The sequence below is a fragment of the Pseudoalteromonas nigrifaciens genome, assembly GCF_002221505.1.
Taxonomy (GTDB): domain Bacteria; phylum Pseudomonadota; class Gammaproteobacteria; order Enterobacterales; family Alteromonadaceae; genus Pseudoalteromonas; species Pseudoalteromonas nigrifaciens.
The window spans coordinates 2,856,963-2,874,451 of record NZ_CP011036.1 but is presented as its reverse complement, the minus strand read 5'-3'; the positions used below and the strand labels follow the sequence as shown (position 1 = coordinate 2,874,451).

Sequence of the window (17,489 nt, the reverse complement as noted above, 5' to 3'; positions counted from 1 at the left end):
CATGCTAAATGAACAGGAAAGTGGTTGATTATGGGCTGTTTTGCGGGTTTTATATATAACTGTAGCGCAGTATAAAAAGCCCAGCAAAGCTGGGCTTAATTATTAATTAGTCTTGCTGTGGCGTTTTCATTATTTTACTGGTGATCACACCTGAAGTAATAGAGCCTGACACATTAAGCGCAGTACGTGCCATATCAATTAATGGTTCTATTGATATAAGTAACGCAACAATTTCTATGGGTAATCCCATTGTTGGTAATACCACTAGCGCAGCAAAAGTTGCGCCGCCGCCTACACCGGCAATGCCAAAAGAGCTAATCACTACAATACCTATTAAGGGTAGAATAAACTCAAAAGTCATCGGGTCTATTCCCACACTAGGTGCAACCATCATTGCTAGCATTGCAGGGTAAATACCTGCACAGCCATTTTGTCCAATCGTAGCACCAAAAGAGGCTGATAAATTAGCAATAGCTGGGGGAACTTTAAGTTGGTTTACTTGTGTATCTATGTTCATTGGAATTGATGCCGCTGAACTGCGCGAACTAAAAGCAAAGGTCATTACTGGCCAAATCTTAGTAAAATAATGTTTTGGACTAACCCCAACTAGGCTTAACAGTATGCCGTGCACAACAAACATTAATAAAATAGCGACATAAGAGGCGATAATAAACGCCAATAAATTAAGAATGTCGTTACCACTTGAGTTTGCGACTACATTCGCCATTAATCCTGCAACACCGTAAGGCGTTAAAGCTATAACCATTTTAACTAAGCTCATTACAGTGGCTTGTAAAGCGTTTACACCAGTACGAATAGGCGCTGTAAGTTCGCTGCGCTCTAGCATTACTTTACGTGCTGCAATGCCTATTAACACGCCAAAAATAACGACGGCAATAATAGAGGTTGAACGTGTATTACTTAAATCGGCAAATGGGTTTTCTGGAATAAAGCTAAGCAACATTTGTGGCACATTTAAGTTAGCAACATTAGCCGCTTTACTCTCTAAAGTAGTCATTTGTGCCGCTTCACGAGTGCCGGCCACTAATCCTTCTACGCTTAAGTTAAAGCCATAAGTAACCGCAATACCAACCAATGCAGCAAGGGCTGTGGTAACCAGTAAAATAGAAATACTTACAAATGAAATCTTACCTAAAGAGCCTTGGTTTTCAAGTTTGACTACCGCGGCAATCATAAACACTAATACCAAAGGCATAATGACCATTTTTAATAGCCCAACATAGCCTTTACCAACGACGGCAACCCAACTTAAAACATGGTTAATAACTTGGGGTTGTTCGGCAAATAAAAACTGTAAAGCCAAACCAAAAGCACTGCCCAGTACTAGGCCAAATAAAACGGTGCGTGATAACGTTTTACTTTTTTGCGAAAAAAGATAAATCGCGAATAACAGACCAACAAACAATGCCAGCATTAATAGTACAGCAAGCGACATAATATCCTCTTCATTAGCTGTGATTTAGCGGCGCACTTTAACGCTTTAAACTTATTTAAGAAAATACACTTTCGCTATGACTTAGAAGAAATTGTTATGCATTGCTAATATTTGGTTATAAGGGATAGCAAGCGTTTGTAAATATCTTCAAAGATGTATGGCTAAATGTTATATTACCAAAAGAGTAATCGCTGTAATTGCAGCAAACTAAACAAGTTTGTCAGGATATATGATGCCTAATATTTATATTATTTACCGTGCTATGTTTGATCATAACGGCACTATGCATACCATTGGTGGCATTGAAAACTATATCTTAAGTTTGTGCGATGTTTTTACTCGCCAAGGTTGGCCATGTCATATAGTACAACCGGCTAAAAAAGCGTTTACCTTAACTACTCCCCAGTACACTATTCATAGCGTTACTACCGGTTTATATCGCGGTAACTTAAAAAAAATCGCCCTTGCAAACTGGGTCAGTGAAAATGCAGACAAAAATAACGATATTATTATTTTTGCTACCGACTCTTATTCAGTAAAAATGCCTGATTATAAAACGCTAGCGATTCAGCATGGTATATCTTGGGATAAACCTCGCGCAGCAAAATCAGCCATATCACAATATTGCTCCTCGCTATTAAGTCAGTACAAATATTTATCCTATATAAAATCAGATTGCAGTTTGGTGTGTGTAGATCATAACTTTGTTAACTGGTATCGCACTTGGTTTAATATTGAGCAGCAACATATGAAGGTTATTTATAACTTTTATAGTGAAAAAATTAGCGAAAGTGAATTTGCCAAAAAATGGTCAGATGATAACGCAACACTAAATATTATTATTGCTCGTCGTTTTGTTGATTACCGTGGTATTAAATTAATAGCACCTATTATTAAGCAGCTTTTACCGCAATATAATATTCAAGTAAGCTTTGCCGGAGATGGGCCATTAAAACCATATTTAACAGAACTATTTGCTAATGAAGTAAAAGTGAAATTAATGCAGTACGGACCAAATGAAAGCTTTAGCGTACATAAACGCCAACACATTGCCATTATTCCAACACTAGGTTCAGAAGGTACTTCGTTATCTATGATAGAGGCAATGGCCGCAGGTTGTATGGTTATAAGTAGTAACGTTGGAGGCTTATCTAATCTTATAATTAATGGTTTTAATGGTCGATTAGTGATGCCTAATACTGCCGAGTTTACCCAAGCGCTAACAACTAGCTTGAATGACTATCAGCAAAGTAAAACGTTGGCATATAACGGGTTAACATCAATAGCGAAAGTGTGCTCTAAAGAAAATTGGGCGCAAGATTGGATTGATATGATCAAACATAAACAAGGCTAATATGCAGTGCATTTGGCATTAATTGCACCGTTATTTATGAAAGCACTTAACTAAATGTTAGGTGCTTTTTTGTTTGTACGTAAATTAGTTATTTTAAGTGGTATTAATCTAAAATAGGTTTGCTATGAATACGTGAACTTTTAAACAGGGCTTTATTACCTGTATCGGCTTCGGCCCAAAAGTTGATATTAAATTGCGCGTCGTCGCTTAGCTCTACTTTATGCCAGTATTGTGGCGGGCTGGTAGCAAATTGCCCCGCGTTAATTACAATAGTTTGCTCAGGCTCTGTGGCGGCTTCATTTGCAAATCCGTAAAAGGTAACAGTGCCTTGCATAACGCAAATTTGGCCAAACACACCCTCGGCTGTGTTGTGGTGAGTAAGTAACGCTTTTGGAATGTTATCTTTAGTAAAAAAGTGAGTGGAGCGTTTTATTTTCCAGTGACTTGGTATAGTTAAGTGACTCATAACAATTCCTTTTTTGTATTAGTGAAACAAATATAAAAGTTTAAATCATTTCAGCATCAATATGGCGCATTAAATTAGTTACCCAATTAATATACTGACGATGTATTTTACTACCGTTGTAATTAAGGTTAGTCGAATCTTGGTAATTGATAGAATAGGCTGTTTTGTCATAATTAATATTAACGATTAATTGATGAGTACGAATATTAAGAATTCCCTTTATTTTACCTTCACTAACAGGAGCACACTGCCAACCTAGTTGAATGCAGGCTTTTAAAATACCTGTTTCAACATCTGCTGTGTTATTAATTATTTTAGATGTTTGTGGAATAAGGTTTTGTTCAAAGTTTTTAATTGGCACTGAAGTTGAACAACCCGCGAGTGCGAATAACGCAGTGGCTATAAAAAGTGTTGTTTGTTTTTTCATGTTAGTCCTTTTGTTTAAATATGCAGCGTATCAGTAAATATTATTAAGTGGTAGATACTAGCAAAATTTACTAATAATTTTGCAAATAAGTGCCACTAATATTGATAAATAAATACGTGTTTATTTTATATTGTTTGCCACTTTAGACTAACCTTTGTAAGGAGAGCATATAACGAGGAGCACAACATGGCGGTATCAGCTATTCCAAAAGGGTATCATTCAATAACCCCTTATTTAATTATAAACGGTGCGCAACAAGCAATTGATTTTTATTGTGCCGCTTTTGATGCGCAGCTAGTTATGCAAATGCCTATGCCTGAAGGCGGCATTGCTCATGCAGAAATTAAAATTGGTAATTCACATATTATGATCTCAGATATGTGCCCAGATGTTCATTTTAAAAGCCCTACAGAGCTAGGCGGTACACCCGTAAGCATAATGTTGTATGTTGATGATGTAGATACGGTATTTGCAAAAACCATTGCGTTAGGAGCGAAAGAAATACGCCCCGTTCATGATCAGTTTTATGGTGATAGAGCAGGTACGCTGCAAGATCCTTTTGGCCACGTATGGACCATTGGCACTCATAAAGAAGACATTAATGAGCAAGAGCTCAGAAAAAGAATGGTAGATTTTATGAGTAAAGATCAAGATGCTTAGCTTTATAAAATAAAGGTAAGTAAACAAGGCTTTTACAAGCAGCTAATCCTGAATTCGTCATCTAGGTTTATTGGCAAAACCAGTGTATTAAATTGCCTATTAATAGCATCATCACACATATTGTTAAGCTCAGCGCTACCATTACTATACTTACTATTATATTCAACATGAAAAACAGCTTTATTGTTATTTATAAAAGGGGTGAGTAATTCGCACTCTTGATACTCGTAGCATTGCTCGTTTACTGCAAAATCAAAATAACTATGCAGCTCATTTACCTGATGAAGATTGTTTTTTAAGCCAACCGCCAAGCCACGAGTATGCGCCTGATTTGCTATAAAGCGAGTAAATACAAGCTGATCGTTTGCAGTTAAATTAAAGCCCGAATTATTCATATAGCCGTCAACGTTATCGGGCTCTACGCCATCACATCCTTTTTGTACTGCTAAATCTAGACGACTAGCCATTATTGCTTGCACATTAGGTGAGCGAATATCTAACCAACGCTCTCCTTGCCAATTAGCTAAAGAGTTACCTAATTCGTTGATTAAAAATTGGCTTTTATCACTTCGCCACGATTCATAAGAACCCGCTGAAAAATAGCAAATAACCCGCTTACCTTGAGCTTGTAATGTTTGTATTAACTGTACTGGGGAATCGAATAGGTCTATGTCGTAAATATTAACATTGTAGTTAGTATTTATTGTGCCAGTTAGCTGCCATTGCCAGGTGCTCCCCAATGCGGGTTTATACCAGTTACCGGTAGTAATAGGGGCAATTGTAGGCTCGACTTGGCTAGAGGGAGTTGCTGGTGTATTGTCATTTTCACCGCAGCTACTAATACTGATTAGCAGTAAAAATATAACACAGTGGCCTGCGGTTTGTTTATTAAATAAAGACAAAAACATAACATACTCAAACGGTATTAGTAGTTATTAATTTAGCTGAAAACTATTGATATTGCATTAAGGATGTCGATTTTTATATTGAGTATTAGGCCTTCCGTGGCCTGCTTAAATTAAATGTTTTTATAGTATGGATAATCACTATAACCAACCTCTGTGCCGCCATACATAGTGGCTGCATCAGCTTCATTTAAAGGCCATTGTTGTTTAATACGCTCAGGTAAATCGGGGTTCGCAATAAAAGGCCGACCAAAAGCAAACAAGTCACCGTAGCCATTATTTAAAATACGCAGTGCTTTATCTACCGTGTATTTTCCTGCATATATAATTCGACCAGAGAACTGCGCTCTAGCTGCTTTGTAAAACTGCTCAGGTAAATCAGGTGCGTTATCCCAATCGGCTTCAGCAATCGATAAGTAAGCAATACCTGCTTGTTCAAGTACCTTAATCGCTTCTATGTAGGTGTTTTGTGGATCAGACTCGACCAAACCCAAATAAACGCGGGTTTCATCTGTGCTGCTAAATAGTGGTGCAAAGCGAACGCCTAAACGATCAGCGCCTACAACCGCGCTCACAGCAGTAACAATTTCTTTTAAAAAACGCAGACGATTAGTAAGTGAGCCGCCATATTGATCGTCACGCATATTAGTGTGCTCTGAAATAAACTGATTAACTAAATAACCATTAGCACAATGTAGTTCAACGCCGTCAAAGCCGGCTTCTAATGCATTTTTTGCTGCTTGCGCATACATATTAACTAACTCGCTCACTTCATCAGTACTTAAAGCGCGCGGTGTACTTGGTTCACTTAAAGCACCTTGGCCTGGGCCGGTTTCAATAAACACCTTAACGTTGTCAGCTGTAATTGCCGAAGGAGCTATTGGCTTGGCTTCATTAGGTTGCAAACTGGTGTGCGATACACGGCCAACATGCCACAGTTGAGCAAATATAATGCCCCCTTTAGCATGCACTGCTTGAGTTACTTTTTTCCAACCTTCAATTTGCGCCGCAGAATGTATACCTGGAGTCCATGCATAGCCTTGACCTCTTGGCTCTATTTGCGTGCCTTCGGTAACCATAAAACCAGCGCTGGCACGCTGCGCATAATAGGTTGCCATTAAGTCGTTAGGAATATTACCTGGTTGGGTGCTACGAGAACGTGTAAGTGGTGGCATTACTATACGGTTTTTAAGTGTATAAGGGCCAAGTTCTACAGATGAAAATAACGAGCTGGTATCAGAAATAGATTGATTCATTAAAACTCTCTCTTAAAGCAAACTTAGTGGCTTATTACCTCGTAATTAACAAGGTAAAGTATGTTGATGCTTAGCTGTTTAAGCAATGTTGGTAAGCGTAGAGCTTTAAGGGTACAATTTGAAACAACACTTTATTGTTTTAGATACAATTATGAATGGTATTAACCGGCTCGATATTAAACAGCTCAGGGTACTAAATGCCTTGCTTGATTTAAAAAGCTTGTCGCAGGTTGCACGTAAAATGGGCTTAACCCAGCAAGCAATTAGCGAGCAACTGCGTAAACTACGTGACTTATTTGACGATCGTTTGTTTATTCGTCAAGGAAATAGCATGGTGCCAACGCCTAAAGCGTTATCTATGCAGCAACCTATTAGCCATATTTTAAAGCAACTTGAAATGCTGTTAGAGCCCGATGTATTTACACCGCAAACATATAAAGGTGTATTTACTATTAGCGCGACAGACTACGCAACTCAAGCCTTGTTACCGCAGCTTTTTAATATAACTAGGCGAGAAGCCCCCGGATTAAAACTAATAGTGCGCGACTTTGCCTCAGATAATGTTAACCAGCTAATTACGGCGGGCGAGCTTGATTTACTGATTAGTTTTCCTGAATTTATTCCAGATAACTTAGCTTATGTTACTTTGCTTGAAGAGCAGCATTTATGCGTTACAGGTTGTGGCAACAAGCTAACAAATGAGCCGTTAACACTGGCACAAATTGCAGCTTATCCGCAGCTAGTGGTATCACCTTCGCGTGCCAATTTACGTGGTTCTCACGATCAGTGGTTTGCAGCAAAGGGCCTTAAACGCAATATTGTTATGTCGGTACCTAGCTTTTCGGCAGTACCAAACATTCTTCATACAACCGATATGATCGCGTTTTACCCGGCGCGATTACTACCAAACAATAAAGTACAAGAGCTAACCGTGGAAGCATTGCCGCCGCCTTTTAAAGTAATAGCTGCATGGCATCCACGTACCAGTGAAAGCCCAATTCATCGCTGGATACTGGAGCAATTAAAAGTAATTTGAAGTATAAATAAGTTTTAGCGAGCAACACTCGTTTATAGTGTTACTCGCTAATATAGGAGCTAACGATAAAGTAAGCCGTAATTTTAGAGCTTACCTATCGACAAAGATCGCACATCGTTACCTGTTGGCGACTCATGTGCTTTAAGGTAAAACACCGGTAAAATAGCCAGTATATGGTCAAAAATATCAGCTTGAATACCTTCGTACTCTGCCCACACTGTGGTGTTGGTAAAGGTGTAAATCTCGATAGGTAAGCCTTTATTAGTTGGCTCTAATTGCCTTACCATTAGGGTCATATTTTGATGGATTTTAGGGTGTTGTTTTAACAGTTCTATTAAATAATGCCTAAAGGTACCGACGTTAGTTAAGCGGCGGCCATTAAGTAGGCAACTCATATCTTTGCTAGCGTTTTCGGCGCTAATAGATGATATTGTGGTATCTATATATTTGGTTAGTAAATTTGCTTTTCTAAGCTCAGTGAGCTCTTGTTCATTTAAAAAGCGCACACTGTTCATCTCTAAATGAATACTACGTTTTATTCTACGACCGCCCGATTCCGACATGCCGCGCCAGTTTTTGAATGAATCAGAAATAAGCGCATACGTAGGTATTGTAGTGATGGTTTTATCCCAGTTTCTTACCTTTACCGTGGTAAGTGCAATGTCAATTACATCGCCATCAGCGCCATACTTGGGCATTTCTAGCCAATCACCTACCGCTAACATATTATTAGCAGAGAGCTGAATACCTGCCACTAAACCTAAAATAGCATCCTTAAACACCAACAGCATAACGGCTGATAACGCACCTAAACCACTTAATAAAATTAATGGTGATTTATTCATTAATAACGACACAGCTAAAATACCGGTTAATACACTGGCAATTAACTTAATGGTTTGTAATAACCCTCGTATCGGGAAGTGGGCTCTGACTGCGCGCCTATCAGAAATAACCTGAAAAATATCGAGCAACGAAAACAGTGATAGTAAAGAGAAGAGAATGATCCATTGGTCGGTAACCATTTCAATAATATGTAATAAGCCACTCCCTTCGGGTAGCCAAAGCCTAGCTTGGACAACGACAACCGCACCTTGAATTACAAAAGAGATATGTTTTGCAAGTTTAAATGCTAAATCGGCGGGAGTTTTTGCATCAGGCTGAACAATTCTTTCGCTAAAGCGACCTTTAAGAAAGTGCTTAGCTGAGTTTCTGATAATTAAATGTAAAATTATGGCAAAAATGGCGAGCCAGCAAAGTACTAAAATGTCGTACCATAAAAGAGGGTTGGCGGGTAAATATTGGCCAAACCACCCCAGTAAATACTCACGTAGTTCAGCTCTTATATCTGTCATTTAATCTCCGTTTACATCATAAAGTTATTTATTCCAAGGTTATTTAAGCAGAAGGCGTAGTTAAAGTCTATCTTCACTCGGTGCCGATAGACTTTAACTATAAACAGTTCGTTTTATTTTTCAGCAAGTTGTTCACTTAACTCGGCAAAAATACTGGGGTCGTCAATAGTCGATGGAATTTGCAGTTCTTCGCCATCAATAAGCTGGCGTAAGTTTTTGCGTAAAATTTTCCCTGAGCGTGTTTTAGGTAAGCGCTCAACACACATAATATTTTTTAAACACGCGATAGCACCAATTTGGTTACGTACAGATTGCACAAGCTGTTGTTGTACTTCTTGGTGAGAGCCGGTAAAACCGTCTTTCAGTACTATCATCGCCATTGGGTTTTGCCCTTTAAGCGCATCGTTTACACCAAATACAGCACATTCTGCAACCGCAGGGTGGGCGGCAACAATTTCTTCCATTTCGCCGGTAGATAGCCTGTGGCCAGCAACGTTAATTACATCATCGGTACGACCCATAATAAATAAGTAGCCGTCTTCGTCTATGTAGCCACCGTCTCCCGACAGGTAATAGCCTTCATATTCGCTCAGGTAACCTTGTTTATAGCGCTCGGTATTTTGCCAAATTGTTGACAAGCAACCCGGCGGTAAGGGCAGTTTTATTACTACTGCGCCACTTTCGTTAGGGGCACATTCTTCGCCTTCCATATTTAAAATACGTACGTCAAAGCCCGGTGTAGGAACGGTTGAACTACCTGCTTTGGTTTCTAAGTGTTCAATGCCAATAGGGTTGCAAGCAATAGCCCAGCCGGTTTCTGTTTGCCACCAATGATCGAGCACAGGTAGGCCGGTTTTTTCTTTTAACCAACCGTAAGTAGCGGCATCAAGGCGCTCACCGGCTAAAAATAACCGTTTTAAGCTAGATGTATCATATTTTTTAAAACCCTCAGCTTCAGGGTCTTCTTTTTTAATTGCTCTAAATGCAGTAGGCGCGCTAAATAAGGCTGTTACCTTATGCTCCTCTACTACTCGCCAAAATGCACTGGCATCTGGGGTGCGCACTGGTTTGCCTTCGTAAAGTACAGTTGCACAACGATACATTAACGGCGCATATACTATGTATGAGTGACCCACCACCCAGCCAATATCAGACGCAGCCCAAAAAACTTCGCCAGGCTCCATACCATATACGTTTTTCATGCTGTAATTAAGGGCAACAGCATGGCCGCCATTTTCACGTACTACGCCTTTAGGTAATCCTGTGGTGCCTGAGGTATATAAAATATATAGCGGGTCGCTACCACTTACAGGTACAGGGTCAACAGCTTGTGCTGTTTGCATAGCCTTTGCCCAATCAATATCTTGGCCGCTATTGAGTGTTGCGGTTGCTTGTTCGCGTTGATAAATTACGCAGTGATCAACTTTATGCGTGGCGCGCTTAATGGCGTCATCTAATAAGGGTTTGTATTGAATAATATTACTTACTTCTACACCACAAGAAGCACTTAATACTAATTTAGGTTTAGCATCATCAATACGCACCGCTAATTCATGAGCTGCAAAGCCACCAAAAACCACAGAGTGCACTGCACCTAAACGAGCACAAGCTAGCATGCCAATCACTGCTTGTGGGATCATGGGCATGTAAATAACCACACGGTCGCCTTTTTGCACACCTAGCGATTGCATTACACCGGCAAACTTAGCCACTTCTTGTTGTAGCTGTGAATAATTATAAGTTTGTTTAGTATTGGTAACAGGAGAGTCGTAAATAAGCGCAGTTTGCTCGCCAAAGCCGGCTTCAACATGTTGGTCAAGTGCTAAGTAGCTAGTATTAAGCTGGCCATCATCAAACCAATGGTATAAGTCATCGCTGTCTTGTGTATAGGCATTTTGGGGTGTTTTATACCAAGGAATACACTTACTTTGTGCTAACCAAAATTCAGCTGGGTTTTGTTTGAAGGCGTTATAATGCTGTTTATATTGACCTGACATAAATGATCCTAAAACTAAAAAAGAGTGTGAGAGACATTAAAAACTAAGCGTTTTTGCTTAATTATTATATTAGACCTTGGTCGGCTAAAAGCTGAGCAAGGTGGTTGTTTTTTAGTTTGTTTTGCAGGGCCTAATTACGACTTAATACATAGCAAGCTAATTGAAATTGTTATGTTTTTATAAAAAACGTCAATTAAACTCTATTTGTACGGCTTTTTCTTTATTTTCGATAGAAAACTGGCTTGCTTAATTATCAAACTAAGCGTAAAATGCGCGCTCATTTCGGCTTTTAAACTATTAATTCCTTGCCTTAAACCGACCGGCCGAAACGGTAGAAGGCTCTATTAACCGTAAGGAATATCCATGCGTCATTACGAAATCGTATTCATGGTTCACCCTGATCAGAGTGAGCAAGTAACTGGTATGATCGAACGCTATACTGGTTCTATCACTGAAGCTGGTGGTGTTATCCACCGTCTTGAAGACTGGGGCCGTCGTCAACTGGCTTACCCAATCAACAAGCTTCATAAAGCTCATTATGTTCTTATGAACGTTGAAGCACCAACTGAAGTAATCAGCGAGCTAGAAACTACTTTCCGCTACAACGATGCAGTGCTTCGTAACTTAGTTATGCGTACTAAAAACGCGGTAACTGAAGCGTCTCCTCTTGTAAGAGAAGAGAAGAAAGAAGCACCAGCTGCTTAATTGTTTTGAGTCCTAGCATGGCGTTTAACTGGTGATGAATATAAATGGTTAGCCCTTTTATGAATCAACTGGTTTTATCTGGGGTAGTTTGTAAAACTCCCAAGTTAAGCCAAAGTCCTGCTGGTATACCGCATTGTATTTTTGTTATTGAACATAAATCAATGCAAACAGAAGCAGATCTTAACCGTAATAGTTACGTTCGGCTTCAAGTGGTTGCCAGTGGAAAGCAAATGCAACAACAGACTCAACATTTGCACGTTGGGCAGGCATTGCAAGTGAGTGGTTTTTTAAATCGCCACGAAGGTCGTAACGGCCTTAGCCAATTGGTTTTGCATGCTCAGCATATCGAAAGAATTATTTGAGGAATTAATCTCATGGCACGTTATTTCAGACGTCGTAAGTTTTGCCGCTTTAAAGCGGAAGGCGTACAACAAATCGATTACAAAGATCTAGCTACTCTTAGAAACTATGTTACAGAAAGTGGCAAAATCGTACCTAGCCGTATCACAGGTACTAGCGCTAAATACCAGCGCCAGCTAGCAACTGCTATTAAGCGTGCTCGCTACTTAGCCCTTCTTCCATACACTGACTTACATAAGTAAGCAGCGGATTAACACGTTTTTAAAAGGTGTAGAAACATGCAAGTTATTCTACTAGATAAGATCGCTAACCTAGGTGGCCTAGGTGACCAGGTTGTTGTTAAATCTGGCTTCGCACGTAACTTCCTTTTCCCGCAAGGTAAGGCAGTTCCTGCAACTAAAGCAAACATTGAAACATTTGATGCTCGTCGCGCAGAACTTGAAGCGAAAATCGCTGATCAGTTAGTTGCTGCACAAGCACGCGCTGACAAACTTGAAGCATTAGCAGAAGTTACATTAGTATCTAAAGCTGGTGACGAAGGTAAATTATTTGGTTCAATCGGTACTCGTGACATCGCTGACGCTATCTCAGCTGTTGGTGTTGAAGTTGCTAAGTCTGAAGTTCGTCTACCTCTAGGTACTATCCGTGAGACTGGCGAATTTGACGTATCAATCGCAGTACATTCAGAAGTAACGGCTACTATTAAAGTAATCGTTATTGCTGAAGCTTAATTTTTAATTAAGCAAAAAAAAGCCGTGCTATTTAGCGCGGCTTTTTTGTGCCTAAAATTTAGCTAGCTGTAGATCTAAAGACACGCTTAATAAAACCTCTTCTAAATCATCTTTCCTTTTTGCAATTATTTTTTCATTTCATTTAAACCTTTTCAAACTGTCATTACGTCTAACTTATCAATACACTTAAATGCTAACCCAGTAATTATAATTTAAAGGCGACATTACGGATGTTACACGTTAAACCCGAACAGTCGCAATTGTGCGAAGCAGCACTCATTAAGCGTGTTAAGTCGGGGGATCAAGCTGCATACACACTACTTTATGAACTACACATAAAACGAGTATACGGGATATGTTTACGTCTATTAGCTGATCAGTCGCATGCAGAGGATGCGGCCCAAGAAGTGTTTGTACAGGTGTGGCACAAAGTAGCGCAGTTTGATGGGCGCTCGCAGTTCTCTACTTGGCTTTACAGCGTAGCGAGTAATGTTGCGATTAATTACTTACGCAAACAAAAAAATTGGCTGCAAAAAGTGGTGAGTATTGAGCACAGCGGTATGGATGAGCAATCAGTTAACGACTGGAAAGGTTTAAATGGCCTAGATAAATTAATAGTAAGGCTTCCAGAGCGAGCACGTATGGTATTTGTGCTGTTTGCCATTGAAGGCTACAGACACGAGGAAATAGCCGAGCAACTAGGTATGGCTGTTGGCTCAAGTAAGTCGCAATATCATCGTGCTAGGCTGTTATTACAAGAGTGGTATGAAAATGAGTAAAGAAAATTTTGATGACTACTTAAACGAGTCACTCAATACACTTGATAAAGACATAACGCCACGCAAAAATTTATGGCCAGGGATTGAGCGAGCGATTATTAATGCTGAACGCTCTACACAAAAACACACTACTATTTGGCCAAAGTTAACGGCAGTAGCTGCATGCAGTGTTGCGGTTTTAATTGCAGTAAACATCGTTTTTATAACGCCTGAGCCAAAGCCTGCCGTGGCGATAAGTGATTACTTTTTAGCGCAAAAAAACAGTTTGTTAGTTGCGTATAAAAATCAAGACGCACTTACCAGCAATTGGCAAGTGCAATTGCAAGAACTCGAAGAAGCAGAGTTAGCCATAAAGCAGGTTCTTGAAAACGAACCACAAAACCAAGCGCTATTAACTATGTTAGCGCAAATATATCAACAACAACTTGATTTGATTAATAAGGTGCACGCACCTCGTTGGCAGCATATTTAGGAGCATAACATGAAAGCGATTTTACTAGGGTTGAGCTTATTTCCACTGGCGGTATTAGCGGGTGAAAAAATAGATAAGCAAATAGAGGTAGCCAATGGCGGCACTATTTATATTGAAAACCAACGTGGTGATATAAACATAACGGGCTGGGATAAAAACGAATTTAAAGTGTCGGGCGAACTTGATGACAAAGCCGATGGCTATGAGCTTAAAACCAGTGGTGATAAAACCCAGTTTATTGTAAACATGCCACGTAATACGGATTGGGGTAACAGTGGTGATGGTTCAAAGTTAACTATATTTATGCCCAGAAGTAGTGCGCTTGAGTTTGCTGGTGTGAATGTATCTGTCATTGCAAAAGAGCTACAAAACAGTGCAGAAATAGATGTGGTTAATGGTGAGATAAGCGCAAGTAATTTAGCGGGTAATATTAAACTTACCAGTGTTAATGGCGATGTAAAGGCGCAGAACTTAAGTGGTAATATTGCATTTGAAACCGTAAATGGCGAAATTAACGATAAAAACTCAAGCGGGAAGCTGCGCTTTAGCGCCGTAAATGGTGATATTAAATCAAACTCAACGGCAAGCGATGTTCGCCTTGAAAACGTAAATGGTGATATAGATTTTACTTTGTCGAGCATTAAAAACTTACGAATTAATACCGTTAATGGTGAGGCCGAAGTGCATATTAAAGAGCTGTTAAAGGGCGCAGATGTTCGTTTTGAATCGGTAAGTGGCGATGGTGAATTTTACTTTGCGGCAGATGTATCGGCTAAGTTTGAAATTGAAGCGCATGCGAATGGCAAAATAATTAATAAAGTGACTAGCGATAAAGTCAGTAAAGCTAAATATGGCCCAGCCAGTAGTTTAAAATTTAGTATTAATGGCGGTAATGCTAACGTTGAAATGAATACAATTAGCGGGCGACTCGAACTTCATACTAAATAACATTCGCTACTGGCTATGATTACAAAAAGCAGGAAAAGATTTCCTGCTTTTCTATTTGCACAGCCCCTGCAAGTAGATAGAATAGGCACCATTGTATTTTAGTACTGTGAAGTCATGGCCAAACGAGATAAGCAAGTCGATACCCTTAAAGTTCCTCCCCATTCAATAGAAGCAGAACAATCTGTTTTAGGTGGCTTAATGCTTGATAACCAAGCATTTGACCGCGTAGCAGAGCTTGTTGTATCACAGGATTTTTATACCCGCACGCATAAGCTTATTTTTGAAGCGATGACAACGCTTGCTGAAATTGGCGATCCGATCGATTTAATTACTATTTCAGAGAGCCTAGAAAAAAATAATAAATTAGCAGGAATTGGTGGTTTTGCTTATTTAGCTGAAATAGCCAAAAACACCCCAAGTGCTGCTAATATTGACGCTTACGCAAGTATTGTGCGCGAACGTGCTGTGGTACGTGAAATGATTGGTGTAGCAAATGAAATTGCCGAAGCAGGTTTTAATACCGAAGGGCGCACCAGCCACGATTTGCTCGACTTTGCTGAGAGCAAAGTATTTAAAATTGCTGAGCAACGCACAAAAAATAATGAAGGCCCGCAAAGCATTCATAGCATACTTGAAAAAACAGTTGATAAAATAGAAGAGCTTTATCAATCACCGCAAGACGGTGTAACAGGTGTGAGTACCGGCTATGCCGACCTTGATAAAATGACCACAGGTTTGCAACCATCTGACTTAATTATAGTTGCGGCACGTCCATCTATGGGGAAAACCACTTTTGCGATGAACCTTGCAGAACATGCTGCAATGACCCAAGACAAGCCGGTATTAATTTACTCATTAGAAATGCCTTCAGAACAAATTATGATGAGGATGTTGGCGTCTCTTGGGCGTATTAACCAAACTAAAGTGCGTACTGGTCAGTTAGATGATGACGATTGGGCACGACTTTCATCAACCATGGGTTTGTTGATGGAAAAAGGCAAAATGTACGTTGATGATGCCTCGGGCTTAACACCTACTGATGTACGCTCTCGTGCACGACGTATTGCCCGCGATCATGGTGGTATTAGTATGATCATGGTCGATTACTTGCAATTAATGCGAGTACCTAGCCTTGCTGATAACCGAACGCTTGAAATTGCCGAAATTTCACGTTCACTTAAAGCATTAGCAAAAGAGCTAAAATGTCCGGTTGTTGCGCTTTCGCAGCTTAACCGTACGCTTGAGCAACGTGCCGATAAACGTCCAATTAACTCAGATTTACGTGAGTCGGGCTCTATTGAGCAAGATGCCGATTTAATCATGTTTATTTATCGTGATGAAGTGTACAACGAAGACAGTACCGATAAAGGTATTGCCGAAATAATCATAGGTAAGCAACGTAACGGTCCTATTGGTAAAGTACGTTTAACCTTCCAAGGTCAATTTTCTCGCTTTGATAATTATGCGGGGCCAGCAGTAGATGACGATTATTAATGCGCCTAGCGATAGCCGAAATTAACTTAACAGCACTTGCGCATAATCTTGCGCAAGTTAAGAGCTTTGCGCCTAATAGCAAAGTAATGGCAGTGCTAAAAGCCAATGCCTACGGGCATGGCTTAGTAACCATAGCGCAGCACTTAAACGATGCCGATGCATTTGCTGTGGCACGTATAGATGAAGCGCTGGCACTGCGTGCTGGCGGTTTAACTAAGCCAATTGTATTGTTAGAAGGCTTTTTTGATGAAGGCGATTTACCCATTTTATTAGCTAATAATTTTCAAACCATTATTCATGACGAAAACCAATTAGCAGCACTGGAAAATGCGCAGCTTGAGGCTCCTATAAACTGCTGGTTAAAAATAAATACCGGCATGCATCGATTAGGTATTGCACCTGAGCAATTTGATGAGTTTTATAATCGCTTACAAAAAACAGCCAATGCGAATAATACGGTTAATTTAATGACCCATTTTTCGTGCGCGGATGATGTTGATAGCAGTAAAACAATGCAACAAATAGCATTGTTTAATCGCTTGGCAGAAAACGTTGAGCAGGCACATTGTTTATCAAATTCTGCCGGTATTTTAGCTTGGCCAAGTGGCCACGGTGATTGGGTACGCCCAGGGTTAATGCTTTATGGTGTATCGCCTATGGCAAATACCACAGGTAAAACGTATCAATTAGAGCCGGTTATGCGCTTAACCACAAAAGTAATTGCAGTGCGTAATGTAGCTGCCCATGAAGCGGTGGGTTACAGCGGGCGTTGGCAAAGTGATAAGCCGACCCAGTTAGCGGTTGTTGCTATGGGGTATGGTGATGGTTATCCGCGCCATGCGAGGGCGGGCACTCCGGTAATAATAAATAAGCAGCGTTATGGTATTGTAGGTAGCGTAGCTATGGATATGATCACCTTAGATATAGGCAATAATACACATAATATTAAAGTAGGTGACGAGGTAACTATGTGGGGGCCTGAGCTACCAGTAGAAGAAATAGCCCAGTGCGCCGATACTATACCTTACGAGTTATTGTGTAATATTACACCAAGGGTAAGCTATCAGTATCAGCGTTAAACTGCTGGT

At 40.0% G+C, this 17,489-nt stretch carries 19 protein-coding genes; 12 read left to right on the top strand and 7 right to left on the bottom strand.

Going from position 1 to position 17,489, the window contains the following annotated elements; translation table 11 throughout:
• Nucleotides 1-106: 106 nt before the first annotated feature.
• Nucleotides 107-1,456: an L-cystine transporter gene (locus PNIG_RS13625; protein ID WP_089368713.1), complete on the bottom strand. Its 1,350-nt coding sequence runs from the start codon at nt 1,454-1,456 to the stop codon at nt 107-109.
• A 229-nt stretch (nt 1,457-1,685) separates the two neighbouring features.
• Between PNIG_RS13625 and PNIG_RS13620 the strand changes: the two genes are divergently transcribed.
• On the top strand, nt 1,686-2,810 hold the full coding sequence (locus PNIG_RS13620; protein ID WP_226898012.1) for a glycosyltransferase family 4 protein: 1,125 nt from the start codon (nt 1,686-1,688) through the stop codon (nt 2,808-2,810).
• A gap of 103 nt (nt 2,811-2,913) precedes the next feature.
• Here PNIG_RS13620 and PNIG_RS13615 read toward each other — a convergent pair whose 3' ends face one another.
• Together PNIG_RS13615 and PNIG_RS13610 are read right to left on the bottom strand one after the other, a co-directional pair.
• Nucleotides 2,914-3,276: a TehB family protein gene (locus PNIG_RS13615; protein ID WP_089368711.1), complete on the bottom strand. Its 363-nt coding sequence runs from the start codon at nt 3,274-3,276 to the stop codon at nt 2,914-2,916.
• Nucleotides 3,277-3,316: 40 nt separating this feature from the next.
• The gene (locus tag PNIG_RS13610) at nt 3,317-3,703 is read right to left on the bottom strand and encodes a lipoprotein (RefSeq protein WP_011329099.1); all 387 of its coding nucleotides are present in this window, start codon (nt 3,701-3,703) and stop codon (nt 3,317-3,319) included.
• A 186-nt stretch (nt 3,704-3,889) separates the two neighbouring features.
• Between PNIG_RS13610 and PNIG_RS13605 the strand changes: the two genes are divergently transcribed.
• Nucleotides 3,890-4,363 carry a VOC family protein gene (locus PNIG_RS13605; RefSeq protein ID WP_089368710.1) on the top strand — a complete coding sequence of 158 codons (474 nt, stop codon included), beginning with the start codon at nt 3,890-3,892 and terminating at the stop codon, nt 4,361-4,363.
• Between the two features lie 32 nt (nt 4,364-4,395).
• On the opposite strand, the gene PNIG_RS13600 is transcribed toward PNIG_RS13605, so the two are convergent.
• The gene (locus tag PNIG_RS13600; protein WP_086997774.1) at nt 4,396-5,271 is read right to left on the bottom strand and encodes an endo alpha-1,4 polygalactosaminidase; all 876 of its coding nucleotides are present in this window, start codon (nt 5,269-5,271) and stop codon (nt 4,396-4,398) included.
• A gap of 110 nt (nt 5,272-5,381) precedes the next feature.
• On the bottom strand, nt 5,382-6,524 hold the full coding sequence (locus PNIG_RS13595) for an alkene reductase (protein WP_089368709.1): 1,143 nt from the start codon (nt 6,522-6,524) through the stop codon (nt 5,382-5,384).
• A 118-nt stretch (nt 6,525-6,642) separates the two neighbouring features.
• Between PNIG_RS13595 and PNIG_RS13590 the strand changes: the two genes are divergently transcribed.
• A complete protein-coding gene (locus tag PNIG_RS13590; protein ID WP_011329095.1) occupies nt 6,643-7,560 on the top strand; it encodes a LysR family transcriptional regulator in 918 nt (305 codons plus the stop codon).
• Between the two features lie 83 nt (nt 7,561-7,643).
• Here PNIG_RS13590 and PNIG_RS13585 read toward each other — a convergent pair whose 3' ends face one another.
• Nucleotides 7,644-8,915, bottom strand: a complete 1,272-nt coding sequence (locus PNIG_RS13585) for a mechanosensitive ion channel family protein (protein WP_089368708.1) — start codon at nt 8,913-8,915, stop codon at nt 7,644-7,646.
• A gap of 113 nt (nt 8,916-9,028) precedes the next feature.
• Complete coding sequence (locus PNIG_RS13580; RefSeq protein WP_089368707.1) at nt 9,029-10,912, bottom strand: propionyl-CoA synthetase; 1,884 nt, start codon at nt 10,910-10,912, stop codon at nt 9,029-9,031.
• Between the two features lie 363 nt (nt 10,913-11,275).
• Here PNIG_RS13580 and rpsF point away from each other — a divergent pair, with 363 nt between their 5' ends.
• From rpsF to alr, 9 genes are all read left to right on the top strand, one after another.
• Nucleotides 11,276-11,617 (top strand): 30S ribosomal protein S6, encoded by a 342-nt coding sequence (gene rpsF / locus PNIG_RS13575; RefSeq protein WP_011329092.1) that lies wholly within the window; start codon nt 11,276-11,278, stop codon nt 11,615-11,617.
• A 44-nt stretch (nt 11,618-11,661) separates the two neighbouring features.
• Nucleotides 11,662-11,979 (top strand): primosomal replication protein N, encoded by a 318-nt coding sequence (gene priB, locus PNIG_RS13570; protein ID WP_041454555.1) that lies wholly within the window; start codon nt 11,662-11,664, stop codon nt 11,977-11,979.
• A 12-nt stretch (nt 11,980-11,991) separates the two neighbouring features.
• Complete coding sequence (gene rpsR, locus PNIG_RS13565) at nt 11,992-12,219, top strand: 30S ribosomal protein S18 (RefSeq protein WP_002962753.1); 228 nt, start codon at nt 11,992-11,994, stop codon at nt 12,217-12,219.
• 36 nt (nt 12,220-12,255) lie between these two features.
• On the top strand, nt 12,256-12,708 hold the full coding sequence (gene rplI, locus PNIG_RS13560) for a 50S ribosomal protein L9 (protein ID WP_011329089.1): 453 nt from the start codon (nt 12,256-12,258) through the stop codon (nt 12,706-12,708).
• Nucleotides 12,709-12,938: 230 nt separating this feature from the next.
• A complete protein-coding gene (locus PNIG_RS13555; protein ID WP_089368706.1) occupies nt 12,939-13,487 on the top strand; it encodes an RNA polymerase sigma factor in 549 nt (182 codons plus the stop codon).
• A complete protein-coding gene (locus tag PNIG_RS13550; protein ID WP_089368705.1) occupies nt 13,474-13,959 on the top strand; it encodes a hypothetical protein in 486 nt (161 codons plus the stop codon). Before PNIG_RS13555 ends, PNIG_RS13550 begins: the two co-directional genes overlap by 14 nt.
• A gap of 9 nt (nt 13,960-13,968) precedes the next feature.
• The gene (locus PNIG_RS13545) at nt 13,969-14,907 is read left to right on the top strand and encodes a DUF4097 family beta strand repeat-containing protein (protein WP_089368704.1); all 939 of its coding nucleotides are present in this window, start codon (nt 13,969-13,971) and stop codon (nt 14,905-14,907) included.
• Between the two features lie 114 nt (nt 14,908-15,021).
• Complete coding sequence (gene dnaB, locus PNIG_RS13540; protein ID WP_041454554.1) at nt 15,022-16,401, top strand: replicative DNA helicase; 1,380 nt, start codon at nt 15,022-15,024, stop codon at nt 16,399-16,401.
• Entirely contained in the window at nt 16,401-17,480 is a 1,080-nt protein-coding gene (alr, locus tag PNIG_RS13535; protein WP_089368703.1) for an alanine racemase, read from the top strand. Before dnaB ends, alr begins: the two co-directional genes overlap by 1 nt.
• Nucleotides 17,481-17,489: the final 9 nt, after the last annotated feature.